Source organism: Streptomyces sp. NPDC005878 (assembly GCF_040629815.1).
Classification (GTDB): Bacteria; Actinomycetota; Actinomycetes; order Streptomycetales; family Streptomycetaceae; genus Streptomyces.
In genome coordinates, this window is record NZ_JBEXWK010000007.1 from 240,406 (window position 1) to 264,099 (window position 23,694).

Below are 23,694 nucleotides of genomic sequence, written 5' to 3' on the forward strand. Positions count from 1 at the left end.
CCCCTCACTCCCAGCGGAAGAACTTCGCCGCCGCGCCCAGTCCCAGGACCGACCAGACCGCCAGGATCCCCAGGTCGCCCCAGGGCATCGAGGCCCCGTCCCGGAGCACGTCCCGCAGCCCGTCCGAGAGCGCCGAGATGGGCAGCAGCCCGAGCGCCGTCTGCACGCCGCCGGGGAACTTGTCCATCGGCACGATGACCCCGCCGCCCACCAGCAGCAGCAGGAAGACCAGATTGGCCGCGGCGAGCGTCGCCTCGGCCTTCAGGGTCCCCGCCATCAGCAGCCCGAGCCCGGAGAAGGCGGCCGTCCCGAGCACCAGGAGCAGCAGCACCGCGAACGGGTTGCCGTGCGGCGACCAGCCGAGCGCGAAGGCGATCGCTGTCAGCAGGACGACCTGGAGGACCTCGGTGACCAGCACCGACAGCGTCTTGGCGGTCATCAGCGCCCAGCGCGGCAGCGGGGACGCGCCGAGCCGCTTGAGCACGCCGTAGCGCCGGTCGAAGCCGGTGGCGATGGCCTGCCCGGTGAAGGCGGTCGACATCACGGCGAGCGCCAGGATCCCGGGGGTGAGGAAGTCGACCGACTTCCCCTCGCCGGTGTCGATGATGTCGACGCCGCTGAACAGCACGAGCAGCAGCGTCGGGATGACCACGGTGAGCAGCAGCTGCTCGCCGTTGCGCAGCAGCATCCGCGTCTCGAGCGCGGTCTGCGCGCCGATCATCCGGCCGACGGGCGCGGCCCCGGGGTTCGGCGTGTACGTACCGGTACCGACACTCATCGGCGCAGCTCCCTGCCGGTCAGCTCCAAGAAGACGTCCTCCAGGGTGTGGCGCTCCACCGCGATGCCGTCGGGCATCACGCCGTGCTGGGCGCACCAGGAGGTCACGGTGGCCAGCAGCTGGGGGTCGACGGTGCCGCTGATGCGGTACGCGCCGGGGGTCAGCTCGGCCGCGGCCGTGCCGTCGGGCAGCGCCTTGAGGAGGGATGCGAGGTCGAGCCCGGGTCGCCCGGTGAAGCGCAGGGTGTTCTCCGCGCCCCCCCGGCAGAGCTCCTCGGGGGAGCCCTGGGCGACGGCCCGGCCCGCGTCGACGATCACCACGTCGTCCGCGAGCTCCTCGGCCTCGTCCATGAAGTGCGTGGTCAGGACCGCGCTGACGCCGTCGGCGCGCAGTTCCCGTACGAGGTCCCAGGTGGCGCGGCGGGCCTGCGGGTCGAGGCCCGCGGTCGGTTCGTCGAGGAAGACGAGCTCGGGGCGGCCCACCACGGCCAGGGCGAGCGCGAGGCGCTGCTGCTGGCCGCCGGAGAGGCGGCGGTAGGGGGTGCGTCCGCAGCTCTCCAGGCCGAGGCGCTCGATGAGCGCGGGCACGTCGAGGGGGTGGGCGTGCAGCTTCGCCATGTGGCGCAGCATCTCCTCGGCGCGGGCGCCGGAGTAGACCCCGCCGGACTGGAGCATCACCCCGATGCGCGGGCGCAGCCGCTCGGCCTCGGCGACCGGGTCGAGGCCGAGGACGCGGACGGTGCCGGCGTCGGGTCTGCGGTAGCCCTCGCAGGTCTCGATCGTGGTGGTCTTGCCGGCACCGTTGGGGCCGAGGACGGCGGTGACGGTCCCGGCGGCGACCCGCAGGTCGAGGCCGTCCACGGCGGTCTTCGATCCGTACCGTTTGACCAGGCCGGTGACCTGGACGACGGACTCGCTCTTCATGGGTGCCAAGTCTAGGCAGCGCGCGAAGGGCGCCGGACCGGGGGAGGGGGTCGTACAGGGGCGGGGACGCGCGCGTGCGCGACCGCCGATTTCCGGCCGGTCACCGGGCCTGCGGGGAGCGGCCGGGACCCTGACCGGGCCCGCCCGCGCGGGGCCGGGCAGGAGGGTGGGAACAGAGCGCCGAGGTGGCCATATGGCGAGGTCACAGGGGTCGTCGGCCCTGTGTTCCCCCATCCGTCAGATGATCGATCGGAGATCGTTTCCGCAGGTCAGCTTAGGTATGCCTAAGTGATGCACCGCACCGTTCGATGATCGGGACGTGGCTTGTCAGGCTCTGAGGAATTACGCAACAATGGTGTTGTGAAAAACGTCGGCGAGGCTCCGCAGGAGGAGATCGCGACCGGTGAGCGGTCCACCCGCAACCGGGTCGCGCGCTCCATCCTGGACCACGGCCCCTCCACCGTCGCGGACCTCGCGAAGCGCCTCGGGCTCACCCAGGCCGCCGTCCGCCGCCACCTCGACGCCCTCGTGGCCGACGACGTGGTCGTCGCCCGCGAACAGCGGGTGTACGGGGCACGGACCCGCGGCAGGCCGGCCAAGGTCTTCGCCCTCACGGACTGCGGGCGGGACGCCTTCGACCAGTCGTACGACAAGCTGGCCGTGGACGCGCTCCGCTGGATCGAGCGGTCCGCCGGCGAGGAGGCCGTCGTCGCCTTCGCCCGCGCGCGGATCGAGGCCCAGGCCGAGGGCTACCGCGAGGCCGTCGAGGCGGCGCCGCCCGAGGAGCGCACCGAGGCACTGGCCAAGGCCTTGACCGCCGACGGGTACGCTGCTACGGCGCGCAGCGCGCCCCTCCCCGGACGGGGCGAGCAGCTCTGCCAGCACCACTGCCCGGTCGCCCACGCCGCCGAGCAGTTCCCGCAGCTGTGCGAGGCGGAGACGGAGTTCTTCTCCCGCCTGCTCGGAACCCATGTGCAGCGTCTGGCCACCATCGCCCACGGCGACGGGGTGTGCACGACGTTCATCCCGCACAGCGCACCACCGACCCCGCACGACACCGAATCAGCATCCACAAGCACGGCCGGGAGGAACCCCGCATGACTCTCCCCACGGAGACTGCCCACCCCGAACTCGAGGGCCTGGGCACGTACGAGTACGGCTGGGCCGACTCCGACACGGCGGGTGCCGCCGCCAAGCGCGGGCTCTCCGAGGACGTCGTCCGCGACATCTCGGCGAAGAAGAACGAGCCCGAGTGGATGCTGAAGCTGCGCCTCAAGGGCCTGCGCCTGTTCGACAGGAAGCCCATGCCCAACTGGGGCTCGGACCTGTCCGGCATCGACTTCGACAACATCAAGTACTTCGTGCGGTCCACGGAGAAGCAGGCGGAGTCCTGGGAGGACCTGCCCGAGGACATCAAGAACACGTACGACAAGCTCGGCATCCCCGAGGCGGAGAAGCAGCGCCTCGTCGCCGGTGTCGCGGCCCAGTACGAGTCCGAGGTCGTCTACCACCAGATCCGTGAGGACCTGGAGGAGCAGGGCGTCATCTTCCTCGACACCGACACCGCGCTGAAGGAGCACCCGGAGCTCTTCCAGGAGTACTTCGGCACGGTCATCCCGGTCGGCGACAACAAGTTCGCGTCGCTGAACACCGCGGTGTGGTCCGGCGGCTCGTTCATCTATGTGCCCAAGGGCGTCCACGTCGACATCCCGCTCCAGGCCTACTTCCGTATCAACACGGAGAACATGGGCCAGTTCGAGCGGACGCTGATCATCGTGGACGAGGACGCGTACGTCCACTACGTCGAGGGCTGCACCGCCCCGATCTACTCCTCCGACTCGCTGCACAGCGCCGTCGTGGAGATCATCGTCAAGAAGGGCGGCCGCTGCCGCTACACGACGATCCAGAACTGGTCGAACAACGTCTACAACCTGGTCACCAAGCGCGCCGTGGCGTACGAGGGCGCGACCATGGAGTGGATCGACGGCAACATCGGTTCCAAGGTCACCATGAAGTACCCGGCGGTCTACCTGATGGGCGAGCACGCCAAGGGCGAGACCCTGTCCATCGCCTTCGCGGGCGAGGGCCAGCACCAGGACGCCGGCTCCAAGATGGTCCACATGGCGCCGAACACGTCCTCCAACATCGTCTCCAAGTCGGTGGCGCGCGGCGGTGGCCGCACCTCCTACCGCGGTCTGGTCGAGATCGGCGAGGGTGCCCACGGCTCCAAGTCGAACGTGCTGTGCGACGCGCTGCTCGTCGACACGATCTCGCGCTCCGACACCTACCCGTACGTCGACGTCCGCGAGGACGACGTGTCCATGGGCCACGAGGCGACCGTCTCCAAGGTCTCCGAGGACCAGCTCTTCTACCTGATGAGCCGCGGTCTGACGGAGTTCGAGGCGATGGCGATGATCGTGCGCGGCTTCGTCGAGCCGATCGCCAAGGAGCTGCCCATGGAGTACGCCCTGGAGCTCAACCGGCTGATCGAGCTGCAGATGGAGGGTTCGGTCGGCTAGTACCGCCACCGTCCCCGCCAAGCAGCGAACGCAGACTGATCTAGGAAGAGAGCACTACGACAGCCATGGCTGAGGCTCAGCAGAACATCCCGGCGGGCTCCACCACCGCCGGCTCGATCGCGGTGGCCGCCGAGTCGACCGTCGCCACGCGCATGAGCGCGCCCCCGTCCTTCGACGTGGCGGACTTCCCCGTGCCGCACGGGCGCGAGGAGGAGTGGCGGTTCACGCCGCTGGACCGGCTGCGCGGGCTGCACGACGGCACCGCCGTCGCGACCGGCGACGGGCTGCGCGTCGAGGTGAGCGCCCCCGAGGGCGTCACCGTCGAGACGGTGGGCCGCGACGACGCGCGGCTCGGCCGGGCCGGCACCCCGGTGGACCGGGTCGCCGCCCAGGCCTACTCCTCGTTCGAGAAGGCCTCGGTCGTGACCGTCCCCAAGGAGGCGGTCCTCAGCGAGCCGATCCGTATCGCCGTGCACGGCGAGGGCGGCACGGTCTACGCGCACCAGGTCGTCGAGCTCGGCGCGTTCGCCGAGGCCGTCGTGGTCATCGACCACACCGGTGACGCGGTGCTCGCCGCCAACGTGGACTTCGTCCTCGGCGACGGCGCCAAGCTGACCGTCGTCTCCGTGCAGGACTGGGACGACAAGGCCGTCCACGTCGCCCAGCACAACACGCTGGTCGGCCGGGACGCCTCCTTCAAGTCCGTGGTCGTCACCTTCGGCGGCGACCTGGTCCGGCTGCACCCGCGCGTCTCCTACGCGGGCACCGGCGGCGAGGCCGAGCTCTTCGGTCTGTACTTCACCGACAAGGGCCAGCACCAGGAGCACCGCCTCCTGGTCGACCACAACACCCCGCACTGCAAGTCCAACGCCGTGTACAAGGGCGCCCTCCAGGGCGACGACGCGCACGCCGTGTGGATCGGTGACGTCCTCATCCAGGCCAGGGCCGAGGGCACCGACACCTACGAGATGAACCGCAACCTGGTGCTGACCGACGGCGCCCGGGTCGACTCCGTGCCGAACCTGGAGATCGAGACCGGCGAGATCGCCGGCGCCGGTCACGCCTCGGCCACCGGCCGCTTCGACGACGAGCAGCTGTTCTACCTGATGGCGCGCGGCATCCCGCAGGCCGAGGCCCGCCGCCTGGTGGTGCGCGGCTTCTTCGCCGAGCTCGTCCAGCAGGTCGGCGTGGCGGACGTCGAGGAGCGCCTGCTCGCCAAGATCGAGGCGGAGCTGGAGGCGTCGGTCTGATGAGCGCCTTCGTCCGCGTCTGCGCGCTGAGCGAGCTGGAGGAGGACACCCCGAAGCGGGTGGAACTCGACGGCACGCCGGTGTCGGTCGTCCGCACGGCGGGCGAGGTGTTCGCGATCAACGACATCTGCTCGCACGCCAACGTCTCGCTGTCCGAGGGCGAGGTGGAGGACTGCCAGATCGAGTGCTGGCTGCACGGCTCCAGCTTCGACCTGCGCACCGGCAAGCCGTCCGGCCTCCCCGCGACGCGACCCGTGCCCGTATACCCCGTAAAGATCGAAGGGGACGATGTGCTCGTCTCCGTATCCCAGGAGAACTAAGTCCCCATGGCAACGCTTGAAATCCGCGACCTGCACGTCACCGTGGAAGCCGAGAACGGCCCCCGGGAGATCCTCAAGGGCGTCGACCTGACCGTCAGGCAGGGCGAGACCCACGCCATCATGGGTCCCAACGGCTCCGGCAAGTCCACCCTCGCGTACTCGCTCGCGGGTCACCCCAAGTACACGATCACCGGCGGTACGGTCACCCTGGACGGCGAGGACGTCCTGGAGATGTCCGTCGACGAGCGTGCCCGCGCCGGCGTCTTCCTCGCCATGCAGTACCCGGTCGAGGTCCCCGGCGTCTCGGTCTCCAACTTCCTGCGCACCTCCGCCACCGCCATGCGCGGCGAGGCCCCCAAGCTGCGCACCTGGGTGAAGGAGGTCAAGTCCGCGATGGAGCAGCTCCAGATGGACCCGGCCTTCGCCGAGCGCAACGTCAACGAGGGCTTCTCCGGCGGTGAGAAGAAGCGCCACGAGATCCTTCAGCTGGAGCTCCTCAAGCCGAAGATCGCGATCCTCGACGAGACCGACTCCGGCCTGGACGTCGACGCCCTGCGCGTCGTCTCCGAGGGCGTCAACCGCGTCCGCGAGACCGGTGAGGTCGGCACGCTGCTGATCACGCACTACACGCGCATCCTGCGCTACATCAAGCCCGACTTCGTGCACGTGTTCGCGAACGGCCGTATCGCCGAGTCCGGCGGCGCCGAGCTCGCCGACAAGCTGGAGAACGAGGGCTACGAGGCTTACACGAAGGGCGGCGCATCCGAGTGACACATCTGCCGGGCCTCCTCACTGGGTCTGATCTTCTTGACGAGGCGATCCGTAAGGACTTCCCCCTCCTGGACCGCGTGGTCCACGACGGCAAGAAGATCGTGTACCTCGACAGCGCGGCGACCTCGCAGAAGCCGCGCCAGGTGCTCGACGCCCTCAACGAGTACTACGAGCGGCACAACGCCAACGTCCACCGTGGTGTGTACACGGTGGCCGAGGAGGCCACGGCGCTGTACGAGGGCGCGCGCGACAAGGTCGCCGCGTTCATCAACGCGCCGAGCCGCGACGAGGTGATCTTCACCAAGAACGCCTCGGAGTCGCTCAACCTGGTCGCCAACATGCTGGGCTGGGCCGACGAGCCCTACCGGGTGGACCACGAGACCGAGATCGTCATCACGGAGATGGAGCACCACTCCAACATCGTGCCGTGGCAGCTGCTCGCGCAGCGCACGGGCGCGAAGCTGAAGTGGTTCGGCCTCACCGACGACGGCCGCCTCGACCTCTCGAACATCGAAGAGATCATCACCGAGAAGACGAAGATCGTCTCCTTCACGCTGGTCTCCAACCTGCTGGGCACCGTCAACCCGGTCGAGGCGATCGTCCGCCGCGCCCAGGAGGTCGGCGCGCTGCTGTGCATCGACGCCTCCCAGGCCGCGCCGCACATGCCGCTGGACGTACAGGCCCTCCAGGCCGACTTCGTGGCCTTCACCGGCCACAAGATGTGCGGCCCGACCGGCATCGGCGTCCTGTGGGGCCGCCAGGAGCTGCTGGAGGACCTTCCCCCCTTCCTCGGCGGCGGCGAGATGATCGAGACGGTCTCGATGCACTCGTCGACGTACGCTCCGGCGCCGCACAAGTTCGAGGCGGGTACGCCCCCGATCGCGCAGGCCGTGGGCCTGGGCGCGGCCGTGGACTACCTCTCGGCGATCGGCATGGACAAGATCGCCGCGCATGAGCACGCGATCACGGAGTACGCGGTCAAGCGCCTCCTGGAGGTCCCGGACCTGCGGATCATCGGCCCCACCACGGCCGAGGACCGGGGCGCCGCGATCTCCTTCACGCTCGGGGACATCCATCCGCACGACGTGGGCCAGGTCCTCGACGAGGAGGGCATCGCGGTCCGGGTCGGCCACCACTGCGCCCGCCCGGCCTGCCTGCGCTACGGAATTCCGGCGACCACGCGAGCGTCTTTCTATCTGTACTCCACGCCTGCCGAGGTCGACGCCCTGGTGGACGGTCTGGAGCACGTACGGAACTTCTTCGGCTAGGGGTCGGGACGTGCGGCGAGCGATTGCAGGGACGCGAGGTAATTCGTTGTGAAGCTGGATTCGATGTACCAGGACGTCATCCTGGACCACTACAAGCATCCGCACGGGCGGGGCTTGCGGGACGGTGACGCCGAGGTGCACCACGTGAACCCGACGTGCGGGGACGAGATCACCCTGCGGGTGAAGTACGAGGGCTCGCAGATCTCGGACATCAGTTACGAGGGCCAGGGCTGCTCGATCAGCCAGGCCAGCGCCTCGGTCCTCAACGACCTGCTGGTCGGCAAGGAGCTCGACGAGGCGCGGCGCATCCAGGAGACCTTCCTGGAGCTGATGCAGTCCAAGGGCCAGCTGGAGCCGGACGACGCGATGGAGGAGGTCCTGGAGGACGCGGTCGCGTTCGCCGGTGTCTCCAAGTACCCCGCGCGCGTGAAGTGTGCTCTGCTGAGCTGGATGGCCTGGAAGGACGCGACGGCCCAGGCGCTGGGCGCCGAAGCCGAGAGGAAGAGCGCATGACCGAGAACGCAGAGGCCACCTTGAAGCCGGCCTCGGAGGAAGAAGTCCGCGAGGCGCTGTACGACGTCGTCGACCCCGAGCTGGGCATTGACGTCGTCAACCTGGGCCTCATCTACGGCATCCACATCGACGACGCCAACATCGCCACCCTGGACATGACCCTGACGTCCGCGGCCTGCCCGCTGACCGACGTGATCGAGGACCAGGCGAAGGCGGCGACGGACGGCATCGTCAACGAACTCAAGATCAACTGGGTCTGGATGCCGCCGTGGGGCCCCGACAAGATCACGGACGACGGCCGCGAGCAGCTGCGGGCGCTGGGGTTCAACGTCTGATCCCCCTTGCGGGACGTGTGGTCCTGTGTGACCTGTATGACGTGTCGGGCCTCTGGTGCCAATGGGTACCGGGGGCCTTTCGCGCGTGCGGCGGACGGCTCGCGAGGCGGTGCGGCTCAGGGGGAGGCTCCGGCCACGGGCGCAAGCGCGTCGAGCAGTACCGCCGCCGAGCCGACGGAAAGCGCCCCGATCTCCACGTACCCCCGCCCCCTCCCGGTCACCAGACCACGCACCCGCGAGACCTCCTGCTCGGGTACGCCGGTACGGCGCAGGGCCGCGCGCAACAGAGCGGCGGTGTGCTCCGCCTCGGCGAGCGCGCTCCTGTACTGCTCCATGGAGATCATCGTCCCGCCTCCACGGGGGCGCAGTCCGTATGCCAGTACGCGGCGACCGGAGCGGTGTCGGGGCGGGCCGATGCCGCCCGCCGACAGATTTCAAGGCTCATGATGGGCCTTTCACACGCCGGGCACGTCTCGCCTGCGGGCGCGTAGGTCGTGTACTCCCACTGCCGCGCGTCGGTATCACCCTTTGCCTGCTGGGGGCTTTCGGCGGTTCTGGCGGTGACTTCGGGCACTGTCGTCAACCTCTGCTGGTTGTGACCACGCCCCGGACCGTCTGCTTGGTCGTGGGCGTGGGTGTCGTCCCAAAAGCTTGGGCGGGGCGCGGCTGCCTACGGAACAGCGAACGGGGATCCCCACAGGGGCATTTGGGGAACCCCGTTGCGGTTCGACGGGCCCCGTCCAGCGCCCGGGGCTACTCTGGAAAAGATCACTCCGGTCCTCCCCAGGGGCGCCCATGGACGAACGCGAAACCCGGCGCGGCGGCTATCCACTGACGATCCCAGACGCGCTCCTTCGGAGTGAGGCCATGCAACAGGCCTGCTCCGCACGGGACTTCCGGGAGATCTTCCGGCTTGTGAACCGGCGCACCGGCTCCAGTCATGCCGCCATGGCGGCGGCCATCGGGAAGATGTCGAGTTCACGCGTGAGCGACATCATCCGGGGTGTCCGTGGTATCCGGGGGCGTGAAGTTGTCGAACGCGTGGCCGACGGGTTCGGTATCCCCGGAGAAATGATCGGTCTGCCGAGACGGTCATGGGAGAGTGCTTCCGGGGATGGTGGCGAGAGCGCCGCGCTCCTGGAGATCCGTTGCGCGGCCGCACCGCTGGAAGACCAGTACCGCGACTTCGACGGCCCGGCGGTCGACTTTTTACGTGAACAGCTCGAAGTGGCCAAACATGATGACGGTGCTCTGGGCGCGCGGAAGAGCCTGTCGCTGGTTCTCGCTCTGTTGAGTGCCGTGGAGCGCAGGGCACGCGAGGTGAAGCCGTCCGTTCGGCGAGAGCTGTTGTCGGCCGGCGCGGACGGTGCGGAGTTCGCAGGATGGCTCTATCGCGATATCCAGCAACCGGTTGAGGCTGTTTTCTGGTACGACCGAGCTGTGGAGTGGGCGCAGGAAGCCAATGATCCCGCCATGCAAGGCTATATGTTGCTGAAGAAGTCCCAAATGGCGTACGACGACGGAGATGCGGCGCGCATGGTGACGCTGGCGCAGGCGGGTCAGCACGGGAGATGGCGGCTTCCGGCGCGGGTCCGGGCGGAGCTGACGCAGCAGGAAGCGCTGGGGTGCGCCATGCTCGGGGAGCCGTTCTCGCTGGTGGAGCGGAAACTTGGTGCGGCACGCGAACTGCTGGCTGACGCCGCCGTCGCCGAACCGGGCGACCTGGGTGCCTACTTCAACGAACACACGTTGTCGCTCCGGAACGCGGTGAGCTACACAGAGGCAGGGAGACCGGGCCTGGCCGCCGACCTGTTCGGGAGAATCATGGAGGCCGGTACGCTCTCCCGCCGCGACATGGGATTCTTCAACGCCCGGCGTTCTGCCGCCTTGGCGCTGAGCGGTGAGCCGGACGAGGCGGCCCGGATCGGTCGCGCTTCGGCGGAGGTGGCTCGGGCGATGAAGTCCGCACGCACCCTGCGGGTCCTGGACGAAGTAGCACAAACACTGCGCCGCTGGCGCAGTCGCCCTGCCGTGCGGGAATTCCGCGAAGCACTCCAGGCGGTCTAACCCTGGGACGGGTCCGTCGACAACCACTCGGTGACCGTGCGGATCACGAATGCCTGCCATTTCTGACTCTGCGGGTCGAGGTATTCCGGATCGTCGTGCATGGCGAAACCGTGCTGTGATCCTTCGATCTCGACGAGTTCGCAGGGGGCGAGGAACTTCCGTACGGCGGACCGCGATGACTCGATCGGCACGAAGGTGTCCCGCGTGCCATGCACGAGGAGCGTCGGGGCCCGCACCTCCCCGAGCACTTCGTGTGGGTGCAGCCAGAACACCTCGTTGAGGAGAGGCCGCCCATGCCGAAGCGTCGGTGTGAACTGGATGAATCCGTGCTCGGTGAGCTGCCGGGCCGCTTCGTCGCTGATCGAATCATCGGCCCAGTACGAGCGCGTATCAATGGTGCGCCACTTGTAGTCCAGCTGAGGGTTGAACAGAACCAGTCGTGACAGGTCTGCCGGACGCTTCGCGGCGTAGTACGCGCAGATACCGCCACCGAAGCTGGCGCCCAGCAAGGTGATTCCCCCCGCGGTCGTGGCACTGCGCAGACGGTCGATGGCCACACGAATGTCGTTGAGGATCGTGGTGAGCGTCAGCTCCTCCTGCCGGCCCTCGCTCTCCCCGTGGCCCCGCATGTCGAAGCGGAGAGAGGCCACACCAGCGGCAGCCAGTCCGGCGGCCAACCGGGAGAAGAATCCGCCCTCTTCACGGGTGACGCCCCCACCGTGCACCAGGACCACGCCGTGTGAGGCGGGAGCAGCGGGGCTCACGAGGGTGCCGGCCAGGCGCAGACCATCAAGCGTCCGAAGCGTCACGCTGTCAGATGTGGGCATGGCACGAGCCTAGTGTCGGCGCGCCGGACGAGGCGAGACCGCACAGCGCGGGCCCCCCGGCGGAGGCAAATCGGCATCAGTGCCCCGCTCACCCCTCTTCGGAGGCCGTCCCGTCGGTCGGAGGCGGTCGTCGAGGGCGCCCGGCTGCGGCCCCGCGCCGAGGCCCTTTCCACCGGGCTTGCCGCCCCGGGCCCCCAAAGGCTGAGGCCGGGTGCCGGGTACGGTCGTGGCATGGCCCCCGTCCCAGGGCGGGCGACTGAAGGCCCGCCGGTACGACCTCGCCCGGCGGCGCCGCCCACCGAGCCCCGGTCCGCCCCCGCTCAGCCCCCGCCCCCCGCCCGGCGGACCCCCTCCAACGCCGCCCGTACGCTCGCCTCGATGTCCGTGATCGGGTACAGCGCCTCCACCACCGTCCGGTCCCGGGCGACTACCAGGGTGAGGCGCTTGAGCCGGCTCACCCCGGCCGTGCGGAAGGTGGGCAGGCGCAGCGCGGCCGTCAGCTCCAGGTCCGCGTCCGACAGGAGCGGGAAGCGCAGGTGCTCCTTGTCCGCGAACGCCCGCTGCTCGTCCGGGCGTTGGGTGGACACGCCGTGCACGCTCGCGCCCGCCGCCGTGAACTCGGCGAGCTGGTCGCGGAAGGTGCACGACTCCAGCGTGCAGCCCGGCGCCCCCGGAATGCCCGCCCAGCCCGGCGGATAGGACTCCTTGCGGGCGTAGGCGCCGGGGAAGCAGTAGAGCACGGTGTACGCGCTCTCCCGTGACACCGGGTCCCGCGACCGCCCGTCGAAATCGGTGAGTTCGAGCGCGGGCACCGTCGTTCCCACCAGCTCGCGCACCCGCCCGGTCTCCCCGGACCGCTCCGTCGCCGTGGCCATCGTCTCTCCCTCTCCCAGCACCCAGGTGTCACCCCAGTCCTGGAGCGCGATCAGTACGGGCAGCAGGGCACGGCCGCGCGGAGTGAGCCGGTACTCGTACCGCACCGGACGCTCCTGGTACGGCTCCCGGCTCAGCACCCCCGTCTCCACCAGCAGCCTCAGCCGCTCGGCGAGCACCTTCCGGGACATGCCGAGCTCGCGCTGGAGCGCGTCGAAGCGGTGCACCCCGCGTGCGGCGTCGCGCACGATCAGGAGGGTCCACCAGTCGCCGACGACGTCCAGGGCCTGGGCGATGGCGCAGTGCTCGTCGTGGAGCCGGGTGCGTTGAGGCATGGCTCCATCCTTCCGTACGCCGTTGACCTGCGAACCCCATGCTGACATAGTCCGTTCCCATAGGGAACTTACTGAGGGCGAGGCCGGGGGGGCGACGGTGTGAAGACCTTGCGAGCGGTGCCGAGAGACGTCCGGCTGCTGTGCTTCGGCATGTTCTTCAATGCGGTCGTCAGCTTCACCTTCGTCTACCTCTTCATGTACCTGACCGGCCCGCGCGGCCTCGGCGTCGGCCAGGCCGGAGTGATCGGCGGGATCGGAGGCGTCGGCTTGGTCGCCGGGAACCTCACCGGCGGCTGGTTCGGCGACCGGTACGGCCACCGGCGCGCCCTGCTCGCGGGATCCCTGGTCAGCGGCGTCCTGCTCGCCGCCCTCGCACCGCTGCCGACCCCGGTCCTGGTCGCCGCGCTGCCGGTCGCCCAGTACGCCTCCGGAGTCGTCCGGGCCGCGAACTCCGCGCTCGTCGCCGTCGGCGTCCCCGAGGGCAGCCGCCGCCAGGGCTTCGCGGTGATGCGGTTCGCGTCCAACGCGGGCTTCACCGTCGGCCCGCCGCTCGGCGCCCTGGTCGCCGCCCACTGGTCGTACGACTGGCTCTTCGCCGCCGACGGTGCCGGCACCCTGCTCTTCGCGGCGTACGCCGCCCGGGTGCTGCCCGCCCGCGCGGCCGCCCACGCCGGGCCGGTCCACGACCCCCGGGCGCCCGGTCTCCGGCGCGAGCTGCGGGTGCGGCCCGCCGTGCCGGTGCTGCTCGCCGCGATCGTCTGCGTCGACCTCGTCTACCGCCAGCAGTACTCCACCCTGCCCGTCTTCCTCGGCGACCACGGCCTGGACGCCCACGTCTACGGCTGGCTGATCGCCCTCAACAGCGGATTGATCCTCTGCCTCGAACTGCCCGCCGCCCACGCCCTGCGCGGCCGCGCGCCGCTGAGCGTCGTCGGCTGCGGACTGCTCCTGGTCGGCCTCGGCTACGCGCTGCTGATCCCGGGCGCCGCCCTCGGCTGGGCCCTCGCCCTGATGGTCTCGCTCACCCTCGGCGAGATCCTCTACAAGACCACCGCCACCGCTTACGTGGCCGACCAGGCACCGCCGCACGCGCAGGGCCGCTTCCAGAGCCTGTACGCGGGCGCCTCCATCAGCGGCCAGGTGCTGGCCCCGCCACTGGGCGGCGCGCTGTACACCGCCGCGCCCGCCCTGTTGTGGCCCCTGTGCGCCCTCCTCGCGGGCCTCGCCGGGCTGGCGGTGCTGTGGGCGCGGAGGCTGCCGGAGCCGCCGGCCGGGGGCGACGCGCACGGCGGCGCGGGCGGTGAGCCGGCCGGCGGCGCGCGCCCGGCACCTGAGACCGGTTCGCCCCTGCGGGCCGCCGCCGGTTAGGTTTTCCGCTATGACCGACACGACTGCTACTGCTTCTCGCTCCACCGGCGCCGTCGCCGCCGGCCTCGCCACCCTCGCCGGCGACGGCACCGTCCTCGACACCTGGTTCCCCGCCCCCGAGCTCACCACCGAGCCCGGACCGGCCGGCACCGAGCGCCTGAGCGCCGACCGGGCCACCGAACTCCTCGGCAAGGGCGCCGCCGCCGCCCTCGGTACCGACGAGCGCCGGGGCGTCGAGGTCGTCGCCGTCCGTACGGTCATCGCCTCGCTCGACGACAAGCCGCTCGACGCCCACGACGCCTACCTGCGGCTGCACCTGCTCTCGCACCGCCTGGTCAAGCCGCACGGGCAGAACCTGGACGGCCTCTTCGGCCTCCTCGCCAACGTCGCCTGGACCTCGCTCGGCCCGGTCGCCGTCGACGACGTCGAGACGGTGCGGCTGAACGCCCGCGCCGCCGGACTGCACCTCCAGGTCACGTCCATCGACAAGTTCCCGCGCATGACGGACTACGTGGCCCCCAAGGGCGTCCGCATCGCCGACGCCGACCGGGTGCGCCTGGGCGCGCACCTGGCCGAGGGCACCACCGTGATGCACGAGGGCTTCGTGAACTTCAACGCGGGCACCCTGGGCACCTCGATGGTCGAGGGCCGCATCTCCGCCGGCGTCGTCGTCGGCAACGGCTCCGACATCGGCGGCGGCGCCTCCACCATGGGCACGCTCTCGGGCGGCGGCAACGTCCGTATCGTCATCGGCGAGCGGTGCCTGGTCGGCGCCGAGGCGGGCGTCGGCATCGCGCTCGGCGACGAGTGCGTCGTGGAGGCGGGCCTGTACGTCACCGCCGGTACGCGGGTGACCATGCCGGACGGGCAGATCGTGAAGGCGCGCGAGCTCTCGGGGGCGTCGAACATCCTGTTCCGGCGGAACTCCGTCACGGGCGCGGTCGAGGCCCGGCCCAACAACGCCGTGTGGGGCGGCCTGAACGAGGTTCTGCACGCGCACAACTGACGCCGCCCGCTCCACCACGCGGTCCGAGCCCCCGGCTAGCCGGGGACCAGGTCGTCGTACGCCTCGCGCAGTGCGGCGACCCGGTCCGGGGACGCGGGCCGCAGCGGCTCCCGCACCGGACTGCCCAGCAGCGCCTTCGCCGTCACCGTGCCCGGCAGGCCCGACGCCATCATCAACTCCGTCAGCGGGAGCGTGAGGTGGTTGAGGCGGGCCGCCTCCATCGGGTCGCCCTTGTCGTGGGCGTCCAGCGGCGCCCGCATCTGGGCGGGGGCCACGTTCGCCACCGTACTGACGTACCCCGCGCCGCCCACCGCGTACAGCGGCAGGTTCGTCTCCTCGCAGCCCGAGTAGTACGCCAGCGAGGTGCGGCCGATCACCTTGGTGGAGCCGAGCAGGTCGTAGGCGCAGTCCTTGACCGCCACGATCCGCTCGTGCTCCGCGAGCCGCAGCAGCGTGTCCGTGCCGATCCGGACGCCGGTGCGGCCGGGGATGTCGTAGAGCATCACCGGCAGACCCGTGGCGTCCGCCACCGTACGGAAGTGCGCCTCCACCGCCTCGCTCGGCGGGCGGCTGTAGTACGGCGAGACCACCAGCAGGCCGTTCGCGCCCGCCTCCTCGGCCTGCCGGGCCAGCTCCACGGTGTGCCGGGTGGAGGCGGTGCCGACCCCGGCCACGACGTGGACGTCCGGGCCGACCTCCGCGCGCACCGCCCGGACCAGCTCCGCCTTCTCGGCGTCGGTGGTGGTGGGCGACTCGCCGGTGGTGCCGCTGAGCACCAGCCCGTCGCAGCCCCCGGCCACCAGGCGCGCCGCCAGCCGTCGCGCGTGGTCGAGGTCGAGGCGGTCGTCGGCGGTGAACGGCGTGACCATGGCGCAGAGTGCGCGCCCGAAGGGGCGGGAAGTGCTCATGGCCGCAGTCTGGGCCGCGATGAGCGTGAAGGTCTACTTAGATCTGCTTGCCGTTCATCAACAGCAGTGCTGAAGTGTGGCCGCCGCAGGCGCTCTTGGCGGGGACCGCCGCGTACGCCACCATGGGAGGCCGGTGCGTCCGTTCCCGTCCGTCCCGTCGTTCCGTCGGAGGTCGTCATGAGGCTCGGCAAGGCTCTCGCCACCGGGGTCGCGGAGGAGCGGCCCGAGGACGTCGTACGGGACGAGGCGCCGCCCGTGCCCGAGGAGGTCCCGGCCGGGGATCCCGTCGAGGTGACGGCGGCCCGATGAGGCCGCGGCTCCCCGAGGAACGCCCGACGGAGCCGCCCACCGGCTACAAGATCGCCCATGCGGCGCTCTCCGAGGACGGCTCGCGGGCCGGGTTCCTCGGTGTCTCGCTCGGCGCCGCCCTGCCCTACGGCGTCCTTGACGACGCGCGCTGCGTCTACGGGCGGCGCCACCGCTCGCCCTCCCGGCTCTGCGACTGCGGCTTCCACTGCCTCCACGAGCGCGCCGAGGCCGCCGCGCTGACCTGCACGGCCGAGCACCGCCCGGCCCTGCTGCTCGACGTGGCCGTCCTCGGGCGCTACCTCCGCTTCGAGCGCGGGATGCGCTATGCCCGGCAGCGGGTGCGCACCGCCACGGCCGGCCCGTGCCGCTGCCGGCGCACCGCGACCGGTCTGGCCGACGCGGGCTGGGGGCGGCCCGGCTGGCGGGCCGTGGAGCCGGTCTGCCCCGGGTGCGCCGGGGCGCGCGCGGTCGTGGGGTTCGACGACTTCGCCCGCCGGGGCGGCGAGGGGCTGAAGGTCACGGCCGCGCCCGCCACCGGCGCGGATCCCGGTCCCGGCCGCAGCTTCCCGGAACTGGTCGCGGAGGCGGCCCTGCTCCAGGCCCGGCTCGACTGGTTCCAGAGCGAGTTGGCGCGGCTCGGCGACCAGCGGGAGTGAGGCGCCCGGCCGCCCTTGACCTCAAGTGGCCTTGACGTTTCAGGATGGTGATCGTCCACGCGGCACAGGACCCCCACGATCACCAGGAGACCACCATGGCCACGACGTCCACCGACGCCATCTTCGACGCCCTGCCCGACCCGCGCCGCCCCGGCGTCGGTGTGGTCAAGTCCAGCGTCTGGCGCACGGGCACCCCCGAGCGGCAGCGGGCCGCCGTCGAGGCCATCGCCAAGGCGTGGGGCAGCCGGGACTGGCCGGACTCGGGCCTGCTCGCGTACAGCGTCCTCACCGGAACCGACGGGGACTCGCTGCTCCACTACTCGCAGTGGCGGAGCGAGTCGGCGTACCAGGACTTCGTCCGGCGGTTCCGGGACGACCGCAACGCCGAGATCGACGCGGCCGTCCCGGGCATCGAGCGCGTGGCACTGCACTCCTACGCGCTCCACCGCAGCAGCGACCCACGGCCGGGCGCCCCCCGGACGCCCGGCTGCGTGGTCGTCGTCGACGTGGAGTTCGAGGGGCCGGACCCCGAGCGGCAGCGGGCCTGGGTGGACGGTGTCCTCGAGGCGCTCGCCACCGACCCGGACCTGCCCGAGGGAGGCATCTCCGCCCACTTCCACACCAGCCTGGACGGCACCCGCGTCCTCAACTACGCGGAGTGGGAGAGCGAGCAGGCCCACATCGACGCGCTCGCCGCACCCGGCTCCGGGGTCGGGTCGAGGACCCCGGAGTGGGAGCGGGTGCAGAGCTACCCCGGCGTGAGCGGTGGCGGGGTGGCGCGCTACCTCCCGGCGCTGACCGTCACCCCGGCCGCCTGACCTACGGGCGGAAGCGGATGACCTGCGGGTCGTGGTCGCTGGTCTGGTCGGCGAACTCCGCGTTGATGTGCACGCTGTCGTAGTCGAAGCCGCGGACGGCCGGGCTGGTCAGGATCTGGTCCAGAACCTGGGTGTTGCCCTGGTAGACGTAGGAGTAACGCTCCTTCTTCGGCAGCGTACGGAACGCCGAGCGCAGCGCGCCCCCGTCCTCCAGGGCCCGGGTGGTGTCCGAGAAGTCGAAGTCGTTGATGTCGCCGAGCGCGAGGACCCGGGCGTGCTTGTCGACCGCGAGGAGCTGCTTCACGAAGCCGTTGACGGCCTGCGCCTGGAGCAGCCGCTTGGCCTCGGAGGAGCGCGGCACCGGCTGGTGCTGGGAGACCAGGCCCTCGTCGCCGCCCTTGGAGGCGAAGTGGTTGGCGATGACGAAGACGGTCTTCCCCCGGAAGACGAACTCGCCCGCGAGCGGCTTGCGGCTGTCCGCCCACGCCGGGTTCGCCGGGTCGACGCGGCCGGGGGAGAGGGTGAGCGCCGGGTGGCCCTTGGCGCCGGTGACGCCGACGGCGGTGCGGGCGTCGCCGCCGGGGCGGTCGGTGAAGGAGACCCGCGCCGGGTTGAAGAGGAACACCTGGCGGATGTTGCCGCCGGGCTCGCCGCCGTCCTTCAGGTTCTCCGGGTCGATCGAGCGCCACTGGTAGGCGGGTCCGCCCTTGGCGGTGATCGCGTCCGTGAACTTCTTGAGGGTCGCGGAGGCGCCGACCGTGCCGTCGTTCTTGGCGCCGTTGTCGTCCTGGATCTCCTCCAGGGCCACGATGTCGGGCGAGGCGAGGTGGGTCACGATGCCGTCGGCCAGCGCGTCGAACTTGGTCTGCGGGTCGGACGGGTCCAGGTTCTCCACGTTGTACGTGGCGACCGCGAGCTCGCCGGTGCGCTGCTTGCGGGTGCTCTCCCGCGTGAGGCCCTTGTCCGCGACCGTGCCGAGCGTCCGGGCGGTGATCGTGTAGCCGCCGAACTGGTTGAAGTCCAGCGGGCCCTCGGCGCCACCGGTCAGGGTGTCGCCGACGTTCGCCTTGGGGAACGGCTGCTGGGCGCTGGGCACCAGGCTCTGGATCTGGAGCCGGCCGGTGTTCTGGTCGCCGTAGGACGCGTAGAGCGTGCCGCCCCGCTTCGTGCGGTTCTCGTGCGGCTTCACGGTGACCCACAGCTCGCTGTACGGGTCGGTGGCGCCCACGATCCGCGAGGTGCCGACGCGGACGTTCATGCCCTCCAGGGACTCGTAGTAGTCCAGGGCGTACTTCTTCGGCTTCAGGGTCAGGCCGTTGACGCTGTTGCCGGCGGCCGGGTCGCCCGCCGGGGTGTAGCGGTCCGGGACGGTACGGGCCGTCACGGCGACCGGGGCGGGCAGCGGGTTGCCCGAGGAGACGACCGTCACGGTCGCCTTGGATATCTGGGTCAGCGACTGGTTGCCGGAGGAGAGGCCGCCCGGGACGTACTCGGTGACCGTGCCGGAGACCGTCACCGCGTCACCGACGGCCACCTTCGGCGCCGAGCTCGTGAAGACGAAGACGCCCTCGCTGGTGGCCGGGTTGTCGTCCGGGGCGGAGTCCTGGAACCAGAAGCCCTTCGAGGAGCCGTACGTCCGTACGCCGGTGACGACGCCCGGCACGTCGGCCACCTGCGCGCCGGCCAGCGGCGAGGTGCGGGTCGTGCCCTGGATGTCGTGGATGCGGGCCGCGGTGGGGGCGGCCGGGTCGGCGGCGGCCGACGAACCGGCGGCGAGCAGACCGGCGCCCAGCGCGGCGGCGACGACGGCGGAGACGGCGGCGGATCTCGGAACGGGCATCAACAGACTCCGGAGGATGAGGGTGAGGGTGGACCGGCGCACGTGCCGGTGCGGTGCCGCATGCGGGCGGCAAGTTCTACGCGCGTCAATCTCTTGGCTGAGCGGGGCAGTTGTCAAGGGTCGCCGGGTGGCCGGAATCCGACGGCCGGATGAACCGGCCGCGCCGGGAGGCCGGACACCGCCCGCCGATTCCCGTACGCAACCGCGCCGCGCCCCGGCCGGAACCCGTCGTCCGGCCCGGGCGGGACGGGGACCGCGCGCGGCGATACCCGGTGAAATGCGTCTACGCTGGGTGCCTCATCCCTCACACCCGCGACCCCACCGCTTCGCCCGAGGAGTACGTCACAGATGTCCGGAGACCGCCCCACCCTGCCGCCGGTGCGGCTGCACTCCGAGGCCGAACTCGCGCGCGCGGCCCTGGCCGCCCCGCTGCTCGCCCGCGCGGTCCGGCTGGCCCGCTGGGCCGGGCCCGCGACGCGCGTCGGCCCCGGGGGCGAGCTCGTCGAGGAGCAACTGCCCGCCGCGGCCGAGGCCCTGGGCCTCGCCTCCGACGACGACGGCGCCGCCGAGGCGAGCGAGGCGTGGCGGGTCGCCGTCGACGCCGGGCTCGTCGAGGTCCAGGACCCCCCGGGGGAGGAAGGGGCCGAGGAGGACGGCGAGGGCACGGCCGCGGCGGGCGAGGCGCTGGCCCAGCTCACCGCCGGATCCCCGCAGGACGTCCTCACCGTCTGGCTGGACGCGTTCGACGCCGTCTTCGCGGACGCGACCGCTCCGGTACTCGACGACTTCGCCGACCTCATCGGCGAGGACGGCGAGGTGGACTTCGACCGGCTCGACTGGGACCCGCAGGCGGAGGCGGACTTCCTGGAGGGCGTCCTCGGCAACCTGTACCTGCTCACCGTCACCGAGGGCGGCGCGGGCGAGGGACCGGTGCCGCTGCCCGCGCTCGCCGCGTCGATGATCGTCCCCGACGACATGGGGGAGCCCACCGACGACGTCCTGGAGCAGGTCTCCGACGCGATGATGCGCCTGGACGACCAGTTCCGCCTCCTCGAACCGATCGGCCTGGTGGAGTACCGGCCCGTCGACGAGGCGCTGATGGCCGAGGAGGGCGAGGAGCCCGCCCCGCCCGTCGACGACGAGGACGTCGCCCGGTACGGCATGGTCCGCCTCACCCCGCTCGGCCTCTACGGCGTACGGGCGCGGATGCTGGAGGCGGGCGTGGAGGCGCCGGCCGTCGGCGACCTCGTGGACAAGGGCGCGGACGTGCTGCTCGACGGTATCGCCCACTACCCGGAGGCGGCCGCCCGCGCCGAGACCGAGCAGTGGCTGGCCCGGCACGAGATGCCGGGCGCGGTACGGGAGTTGCTGGCGGCGGCCCGCGGCACGGACGACCGCGGCCCGCTGCGCCGGCTCCACTGCCAGCAGGCGCTCGCCCTCACCGGCCCCGAGGCGGAGCCCGCGTTGCGCGAGGTCCTGGACGACGCCGAGCTGGGCGGCCTCGCCCGGGTCTGGCTCGCCGAGCGCGGCGCCCAGGACGTCCCCGCGCCGCCGGAGGCGATGGTGTTCTGGCTCGCGGTGGACACGATCGCCGCGCAACTGGAGGTGGACGGGGACCTGGAGGAGCTCCAGGGCCTGGTGGAGGGCCTGATCGGGCAGCACAGCGGCTTCTTCGATGCCGCGTGGCGGGTGGAACACCCCGCGACGGCGGACGTGCTGGAGGCGATGGGGCGGCTGCACCCGGACAAGAAGGTGGCGAAGGAGGCCCGCAAGGCGGCTTTCAAGGCCCGCTCACGGGCGTAGCGCGGGCCCTTGCGGGGCGCGGTGATGTTTGGCCGCGGTCCGTATGCGGCTGGCCGCGCCCTTTTCTGCCCGGGGTTCGTCTGCGGGCCGGTGGGTGGCTGAGCGCGCAGTTCCCCGCGCCCCTTTTCTGCCCGGGGTTCGTCCGCGGACCGTGGGCGGCTGGCCGCGCAGTTCCCCGCGCCCCTTTTCTGCCCGGGGTTCGTCTGCGGATCGGTGGGTGGCTGAGCGCGCAGTTCCCCGCGCCCCTAACTGCCTAGGGGCGCGGGGAACGGCGCGAGCAACCCAGCACGGTCCGCAGGCGAACGACGGCAGGTGTCTTGGGGGCGCGGGGAACGGCGCGACCAGCCCACCGCCGGCCCGCAGGTGAGTGACGGCCTTTGAGGGGCGCGGGGAACGGCGCGAGCAACCCAGCACGGTCCGCAGGCGAACGACGGCAGGTCTCTTGGGGGCGCGGGGAACTGCGTGACCAGCCCACCACCGGCCCGCAGGTGAGCGACGGCCTTTAAGGGGCGCGGGGAACTGCGCGAGCACCCTCCACCGGCCCGCAGGCAACGACGAACCCCTTCAGGGGCGCGGGGAACTGCGCGAGCAATCCACCACGGCCCGCAGGTGAGCGACAGCCCGGGGCGGGAGTTGGGGTCGGCGACACCCCGTGTTATCGCGGTGTTCGCCCACCCCCGGCACCCTGACCCCGCCCCCCCCGCCTCACCCCACCTCGTCAGGAGACCCGCGATGTCGCTCAGCCGCAGGGAGTTCGCCAGGAACTCCGCCCTCACCGGTGCCGGGGTCGCCCTCACCGGATCCGTCGGGGCGCTGGCCACGGCGCCCGGCGCGCTGGCCGCCGAGGACGTCCACGGCGCCGCCGGACACGGCCACCACCACGAACCCGGATACGGCCCGCTGCGGCCCGACCCCCAGGGCATACTCGCGCTGCCGCAGGGCTTCTCGTACCGGATCATCACCCGTACCGGCGTCACCAGGCTGGACTCCGGCGAGAGCACCCCGTCGAACCACGACGGCACCGCCGCCTTCGAGGGGCCGCGCGGGGTCACCCTGCTCGTCAACAACCACGAGCTGAAGGGCCCGCGCAAGAACTGGCCGCACCCGGTGCCCCTCACCGAGGGCCTGGTGTACGACCCGGCCGCGTCCGGCGGCTGCACCGTCGTCGAGGTGCACCCGCACGGCGGCCCGGTCGCCGAGTGGGTCGGCATCGCCGGCACCTCCACCAACTGCGCGGGCGGCGCCACCCCCTGGGGCACCTGGCTGACCTGCGAGGAGACCGAGGACAGGGCCGGCTCCAACGGCATGACCAAGGACCACGGCTATGTCTTCGAGGTCGACCCCTGCGACCGCCGCGCCAACCGCGCCCCCGAGCCGGTCAAGGCGCTCGGCCGGTACGCCCACGAGGCCGTGGTCGTCGACCCCCGGCGCGGCCACCTGTATCTGACCGAGGACGCCTCCGGCCCCAACGGCCTGCTCTACCGCTGGACCCCGCCGCACGGCTTCGAGCACGGCCGCGGCCGGCTGCGCACCCTGGCCGACGACGCCGGCGTGCTCCAGGCCCCCAAGTGCTACGACGCGGGCGGCCGGTTCGTCGACGACCTCTCGCGCGCCACCGCGATCGGCACGGTGTACGGGGTCGACTGGGTGGACGTGCCCGACCGCGACGCCCGCACGACCTCCGTGCGCAAGCAGTTCGCGGCCGGGGACGTCACCCGCGCCCGCAAGCTGGAGGGCATGTGGTGGGCCGACGGCGGCGCCTACATCGTCTCCAGCTACGCCCGCGAGGAGTCCCCGGTGCGGCACGACGGCCAGGTGTGGTTCTACGACCCGCGCCGCCGCACCCTCACCCTCAAGGTGCTGCTCGGCGTCAACACCGAGCCCGGCGAGGACGGCGCCTTCGACGGCCCCGACAACATCACCGTCTCGCCGTACGGCGGCCTGGTCATCGCCGAGGACGGCGAGGGCGTCCAGCACCTCTTCGGCGCCACCGACTCCGGGCGTACGTACCCCATCGCCCGCAACGAGCTCAACCTGGGCACCGCGCAGGAGCCGGAGTACAGCGAGTTCACCGGGGTGACCTTCTCGCCCGACGGGCGGACCCTGTTCGCCAACATCCAGGAGCCGGGCATCATGCTCGCCATCACCGGCCCCTGGCGCCGCCAGCCGCGCTGAGCGCCCGGCCGGAGCGGAGGCGGCGGATCCGT

General features: G+C 71.5%; 23 protein-coding genes. 16 read left to right on the plus strand and 7 right to left on the minus strand.

Annotated features, from left to right (window positions below; all coding sequences use genetic code 11):
- Positions 1-4: 4 nt before the first annotated feature.
- Positions 5-778 (minus strand): ABC transporter permease, encoded by a 774-nt coding sequence (locus ABZ404_RS14680; protein WP_358834185.1) that lies wholly within the window; start codon positions 776-778, stop codon positions 5-7.
- Positions 775-1,701: an ABC transporter ATP-binding protein gene (locus ABZ404_RS14685; protein ID WP_358834184.1), complete on the minus strand. Its 927-nt coding sequence runs from the start codon at positions 1,699-1,701 to the stop codon at positions 775-777. The genes ABZ404_RS14680 and ABZ404_RS14685 overlap by 4 nt, the downstream gene beginning before the upstream one ends.
- 360 nt (positions 1,702-2,061) lie before the next feature.
- On the opposite strand from ABZ404_RS14685, the gene ABZ404_RS14690 reads away from it, so the two are divergent.
- The 8 genes from ABZ404_RS14690 (at position 2,062) to ABZ404_RS14725 (ending at position 8,677) form a co-directional block, all read left to right on the plus strand.
- A complete protein-coding gene (locus tag ABZ404_RS14690) occupies positions 2,062-2,802 on the plus strand; it encodes a metalloregulator ArsR/SmtB family transcription factor (protein ID WP_358834183.1) in 741 nt (246 codons plus the stop codon).
- Positions 2,799-4,220 (plus strand): Fe-S cluster assembly protein SufB, encoded by a 1,422-nt coding sequence (gene sufB, locus ABZ404_RS14695; RefSeq protein ID WP_358834182.1) that lies wholly within the window; start codon positions 2,799-2,801, stop codon positions 4,218-4,220. The genes ABZ404_RS14690 and sufB overlap by 4 nt, the downstream gene beginning before the upstream one ends.
- A 65-nt stretch (positions 4,221-4,285) precedes the next feature.
- A complete protein-coding gene (gene sufD, locus ABZ404_RS14700; RefSeq protein WP_358834181.1) occupies positions 4,286-5,470 on the plus strand; it encodes a Fe-S cluster assembly protein SufD in 1,185 nt (394 codons plus the stop codon).
- Positions 5,470-5,790 carry a bifunctional 3-phenylpropionate/cinnamic acid dioxygenase ferredoxin subunit gene (locus tag ABZ404_RS14705; protein ID WP_358834180.1) on the plus strand — a complete coding sequence of 107 codons (321 nt, stop codon included), beginning with the start codon at positions 5,470-5,472 and terminating at the stop codon, positions 5,788-5,790. The genes sufD and ABZ404_RS14705 overlap by 1 nt, the downstream gene beginning before the upstream one ends.
- Positions 5,791-5,796: 6 nt before the next feature.
- Positions 5,797-6,561 carry a Fe-S cluster assembly ATPase SufC gene (gene sufC / locus ABZ404_RS14710; protein ID WP_358834179.1) on the plus strand — a complete coding sequence of 255 codons (765 nt, stop codon included), beginning with the start codon at positions 5,797-5,799 and terminating at the stop codon, positions 6,559-6,561.
- A complete protein-coding gene (locus ABZ404_RS14715; RefSeq protein ID WP_358834178.1) occupies positions 6,558-7,829 on the plus strand; it encodes a cysteine desulfurase in 1,272 nt (423 codons plus the stop codon). Before sufC ends, ABZ404_RS14715 begins: the two co-directional genes overlap by 4 nt.
- A gap of 48 nt (positions 7,830-7,877) precedes the next feature.
- The gene (gene sufU / locus ABZ404_RS14720; RefSeq protein ID WP_358834177.1) at positions 7,878-8,342 is read left to right on the plus strand and encodes a Fe-S cluster assembly sulfur transfer protein SufU; all 465 of its coding nucleotides are present in this window, start codon (positions 7,878-7,880) and stop codon (positions 8,340-8,342) included.
- Complete coding sequence (locus ABZ404_RS14725; RefSeq protein WP_344074290.1) at positions 8,339-8,677, plus strand: metal-sulfur cluster assembly factor; 339 nt, start codon at positions 8,339-8,341, stop codon at positions 8,675-8,677. Before sufU ends, ABZ404_RS14725 begins: the two co-directional genes overlap by 4 nt.
- Positions 8,678-8,793: 116 nt before the next feature.
- Here ABZ404_RS14725 and ABZ404_RS14730 read toward each other — a convergent pair whose 3' ends face one another.
- A complete protein-coding gene (locus ABZ404_RS14730; RefSeq protein WP_358834176.1) occupies positions 8,794-9,012 on the minus strand; it encodes a hypothetical protein in 219 nt (72 codons plus the stop codon).
- Between the two features lie 460 nt (positions 9,013-9,472).
- Between ABZ404_RS14730 and ABZ404_RS14735 the strand changes: the two genes are divergently transcribed.
- Complete coding sequence (locus ABZ404_RS14735; RefSeq protein ID WP_358834175.1) at positions 9,473-10,744, plus strand: hypothetical protein; 1,272 nt, start codon at positions 9,473-9,475, stop codon at positions 10,742-10,744.
- Here ABZ404_RS14735 and ABZ404_RS14740 read toward each other — a convergent pair.
- Both ABZ404_RS14740 and ABZ404_RS14745 read right to left on the minus strand, forming a co-directional pair.
- The gene (locus tag ABZ404_RS14740; RefSeq protein WP_358834174.1) at positions 10,741-11,571 is read right to left on the minus strand and encodes an alpha/beta fold hydrolase; all 831 of its coding nucleotides are present in this window, start codon (positions 11,569-11,571) and stop codon (positions 10,741-10,743) included. The two genes, ABZ404_RS14735 and ABZ404_RS14740, sit on opposite strands and share 4 nt — an antisense overlap.
- A 320-nt stretch (positions 11,572-11,891) precedes the next feature.
- Positions 11,892-12,779: a winged helix-turn-helix transcriptional regulator gene (locus ABZ404_RS14745; RefSeq protein WP_358834173.1), complete on the minus strand. Its 888-nt coding sequence runs from the start codon at positions 12,777-12,779 to the stop codon at positions 11,892-11,894.
- Between the two features lie 99 nt (positions 12,780-12,878).
- Here ABZ404_RS14745 and ABZ404_RS14750 point away from each other — a divergent pair, with 99 nt between their 5' ends.
- Together ABZ404_RS14750 and dapD are read left to right on the plus strand one after the other, a co-directional pair.
- Positions 12,879-14,147, plus strand: coding sequence for an MFS transporter (locus tag ABZ404_RS14750; RefSeq protein ID WP_358834172.1), 1,269 nt, complete (start codon positions 12,879-12,881; stop codon positions 14,145-14,147).
- Positions 14,148-14,157: 10 nt separating this feature from the next.
- On the plus strand, positions 14,158-15,153 hold the full coding sequence (dapD, locus tag ABZ404_RS14755; protein ID WP_358834171.1) for a 2,3,4,5-tetrahydropyridine-2,6-dicarboxylate N-succinyltransferase: 996 nt from the start codon (positions 14,158-14,160) through the stop codon (positions 15,151-15,153).
- A gap of 35 nt (positions 15,154-15,188) precedes the next feature.
- Here dapD and dapA read toward each other — a convergent pair whose 3' ends face one another.
- Complete coding sequence (gene dapA, locus ABZ404_RS14760) at positions 15,189-16,061, minus strand: 4-hydroxy-tetrahydrodipicolinate synthase (protein WP_358834170.1); 873 nt, start codon at positions 16,059-16,061, stop codon at positions 15,189-15,191.
- A gap of 177 nt (positions 16,062-16,238) precedes the next feature.
- On the opposite strand from dapA, the gene ABZ404_RS14765 reads away from it, so the two are divergent.
- The 3 genes from ABZ404_RS14765 to ABZ404_RS14775 all read left to right on the plus strand — a co-directional run bounded on the left by ABZ404_RS14765 (position 16,239) and on the right by ABZ404_RS14775 (position 17,844).
- Complete coding sequence (locus ABZ404_RS14765; protein ID WP_358834169.1) at positions 16,239-16,370, plus strand: hypothetical protein; 132 nt, start codon at positions 16,239-16,241, stop codon at positions 16,368-16,370.
- Positions 16,367-17,026: a hypothetical protein gene (locus tag ABZ404_RS14770; RefSeq protein ID WP_358834168.1), complete on the plus strand. Its 660-nt coding sequence runs from the start codon at positions 16,367-16,369 to the stop codon at positions 17,024-17,026. Before ABZ404_RS14765 ends, ABZ404_RS14770 begins: the two co-directional genes overlap by 4 nt.
- A 95-nt stretch (positions 17,027-17,121) precedes the next feature.
- Positions 17,122-17,844 carry an antibiotic biosynthesis monooxygenase gene (locus ABZ404_RS14775; protein WP_358834167.1) on the plus strand — a complete coding sequence of 241 codons (723 nt, stop codon included), beginning with the start codon at positions 17,122-17,124 and terminating at the stop codon, positions 17,842-17,844.
- Between the two features lies 1 nt (position 17,845).
- Here ABZ404_RS14775 and ABZ404_RS14780 read toward each other — a convergent pair whose 3' ends face one another.
- On the minus strand, positions 17,846-19,684 hold the full coding sequence (locus tag ABZ404_RS14780) for an endonuclease/exonuclease/phosphatase family protein (protein ID WP_358834166.1): 1,839 nt from the start codon (positions 19,682-19,684) through the stop codon (positions 17,846-17,848).
- A gap of 348 nt (positions 19,685-20,032) precedes the next feature.
- Between ABZ404_RS14780 and ABZ404_RS14785 the strand changes: the two genes are divergently transcribed.
- Positions 20,033-21,487, plus strand: coding sequence for a hypothetical protein (locus tag ABZ404_RS14785; RefSeq protein ID WP_358834165.1), 1,455 nt, complete (start codon positions 20,033-20,035; stop codon positions 21,485-21,487).
- 732 nt (positions 21,488-22,219) lie between these two features.
- A complete protein-coding gene (locus ABZ404_RS14790; RefSeq protein ID WP_358837661.1) occupies positions 22,220-23,662 on the plus strand; it encodes an alkaline phosphatase PhoX in 1,443 nt (480 codons plus the stop codon).
- Positions 23,663-23,694 lie beyond the last annotated feature (32 nt).

Coding starts and splice junctions, on each gene's coding strand:
- ABZ404_RS14740 (WP_358834174.1), bottom strand. CDS start 11,571: ATGCCCACATCTGACAGCGTGACGCTTCGGACGCTTGATGGTCTGCGC.
- ABZ404_RS14770 (WP_358834168.1), top strand. CDS start 16,367: ATGAGGCCGCGGCTCCCCGAGGAACGCCCGACGGAGCCGCCCACCGGC.
- ABZ404_RS14705 (WP_358834180.1), top strand. CDS start 5,470: ATGAGCGCCTTCGTCCGCGTCTGCGCGCTGAGCGAGCTGGAGGAGGAC.
- ABZ404_RS14685 (WP_358834184.1), bottom strand. CDS start 1,701: ATGAAGAGCGAGTCCGTCGTCCAGGTCACCGGCCTGGTCAAACGGTAC.
- ABZ404_RS14680 (WP_358834185.1), bottom strand. CDS start 778: ATGAGTGTCGGTACCGGTACGTACACGCCGAACCCCGGGGCCGCGCCC.
- ABZ404_RS14780 (WP_358834166.1), bottom strand. CDS start 19,684: ATGCCCGTTCCGAGATCCGCCGCCGTCTCCGCCGTCGTCGCCGCCGCG.
- ABZ404_RS14785 (WP_358834165.1), top strand. CDS start 20,033: ATGTCCGGAGACCGCCCCACCCTGCCGCCGGTGCGGCTGCACTCCGAG.
- ABZ404_RS14745 (WP_358834173.1), bottom strand. CDS start 12,779: ATGCCTCAACGCACCCGGCTCCACGACGAGCACTGCGCCATCGCCCAG.
- ABZ404_RS14735 (WP_358834175.1), top strand. CDS start 9,473: ATGGACGAACGCGAAACCCGGCGCGGCGGCTATCCACTGACGATCCCA.
- ABZ404_RS14790 (WP_358837661.1), top strand. CDS start 22,220: ATGTCGCTCAGCCGCAGGGAGTTCGCCAGGAACTCCGCCCTCACCGGT.
- ABZ404_RS14725 (WP_344074290.1), top strand. CDS start 8,339: ATGACCGAGAACGCAGAGGCCACCTTGAAGCCGGCCTCGGAGGAAGAA.
- dapA (WP_358834170.1), bottom strand. CDS start 16,061: ATGAGCACTTCCCGCCCCTTCGGGCGCGCACTCTGCGCCATGGTCACG.
- ABZ404_RS14765 (WP_358834169.1), top strand. CDS start 16,239: ATGAGGCTCGGCAAGGCTCTCGCCACCGGGGTCGCGGAGGAGCGGCCC.
- sufD (WP_358834181.1), top strand. CDS start 4,286: ATGGCTGAGGCTCAGCAGAACATCCCGGCGGGCTCCACCACCGCCGGC.
- ABZ404_RS14775 (WP_358834167.1), top strand. CDS start 17,122: ATGGCCACGACGTCCACCGACGCCATCTTCGACGCCCTGCCCGACCCG.
- sufB (WP_358834182.1), top strand. CDS start 2,799: ATGACTCTCCCCACGGAGACTGCCCACCCCGAACTCGAGGGCCTGGGC.
- ABZ404_RS14730 (WP_358834176.1), bottom strand. CDS start 9,012: ATGGAGCAGTACAGGAGCGCGCTCGCCGAGGCGGAGCACACCGCCGCT.
- sufC (WP_358834179.1), top strand. CDS start 5,797: ATGGCAACGCTTGAAATCCGCGACCTGCACGTCACCGTGGAAGCCGAG.
- dapD (WP_358834171.1), top strand. CDS start 14,158: ATGACCGACACGACTGCTACTGCTTCTCGCTCCACCGGCGCCGTCGCC.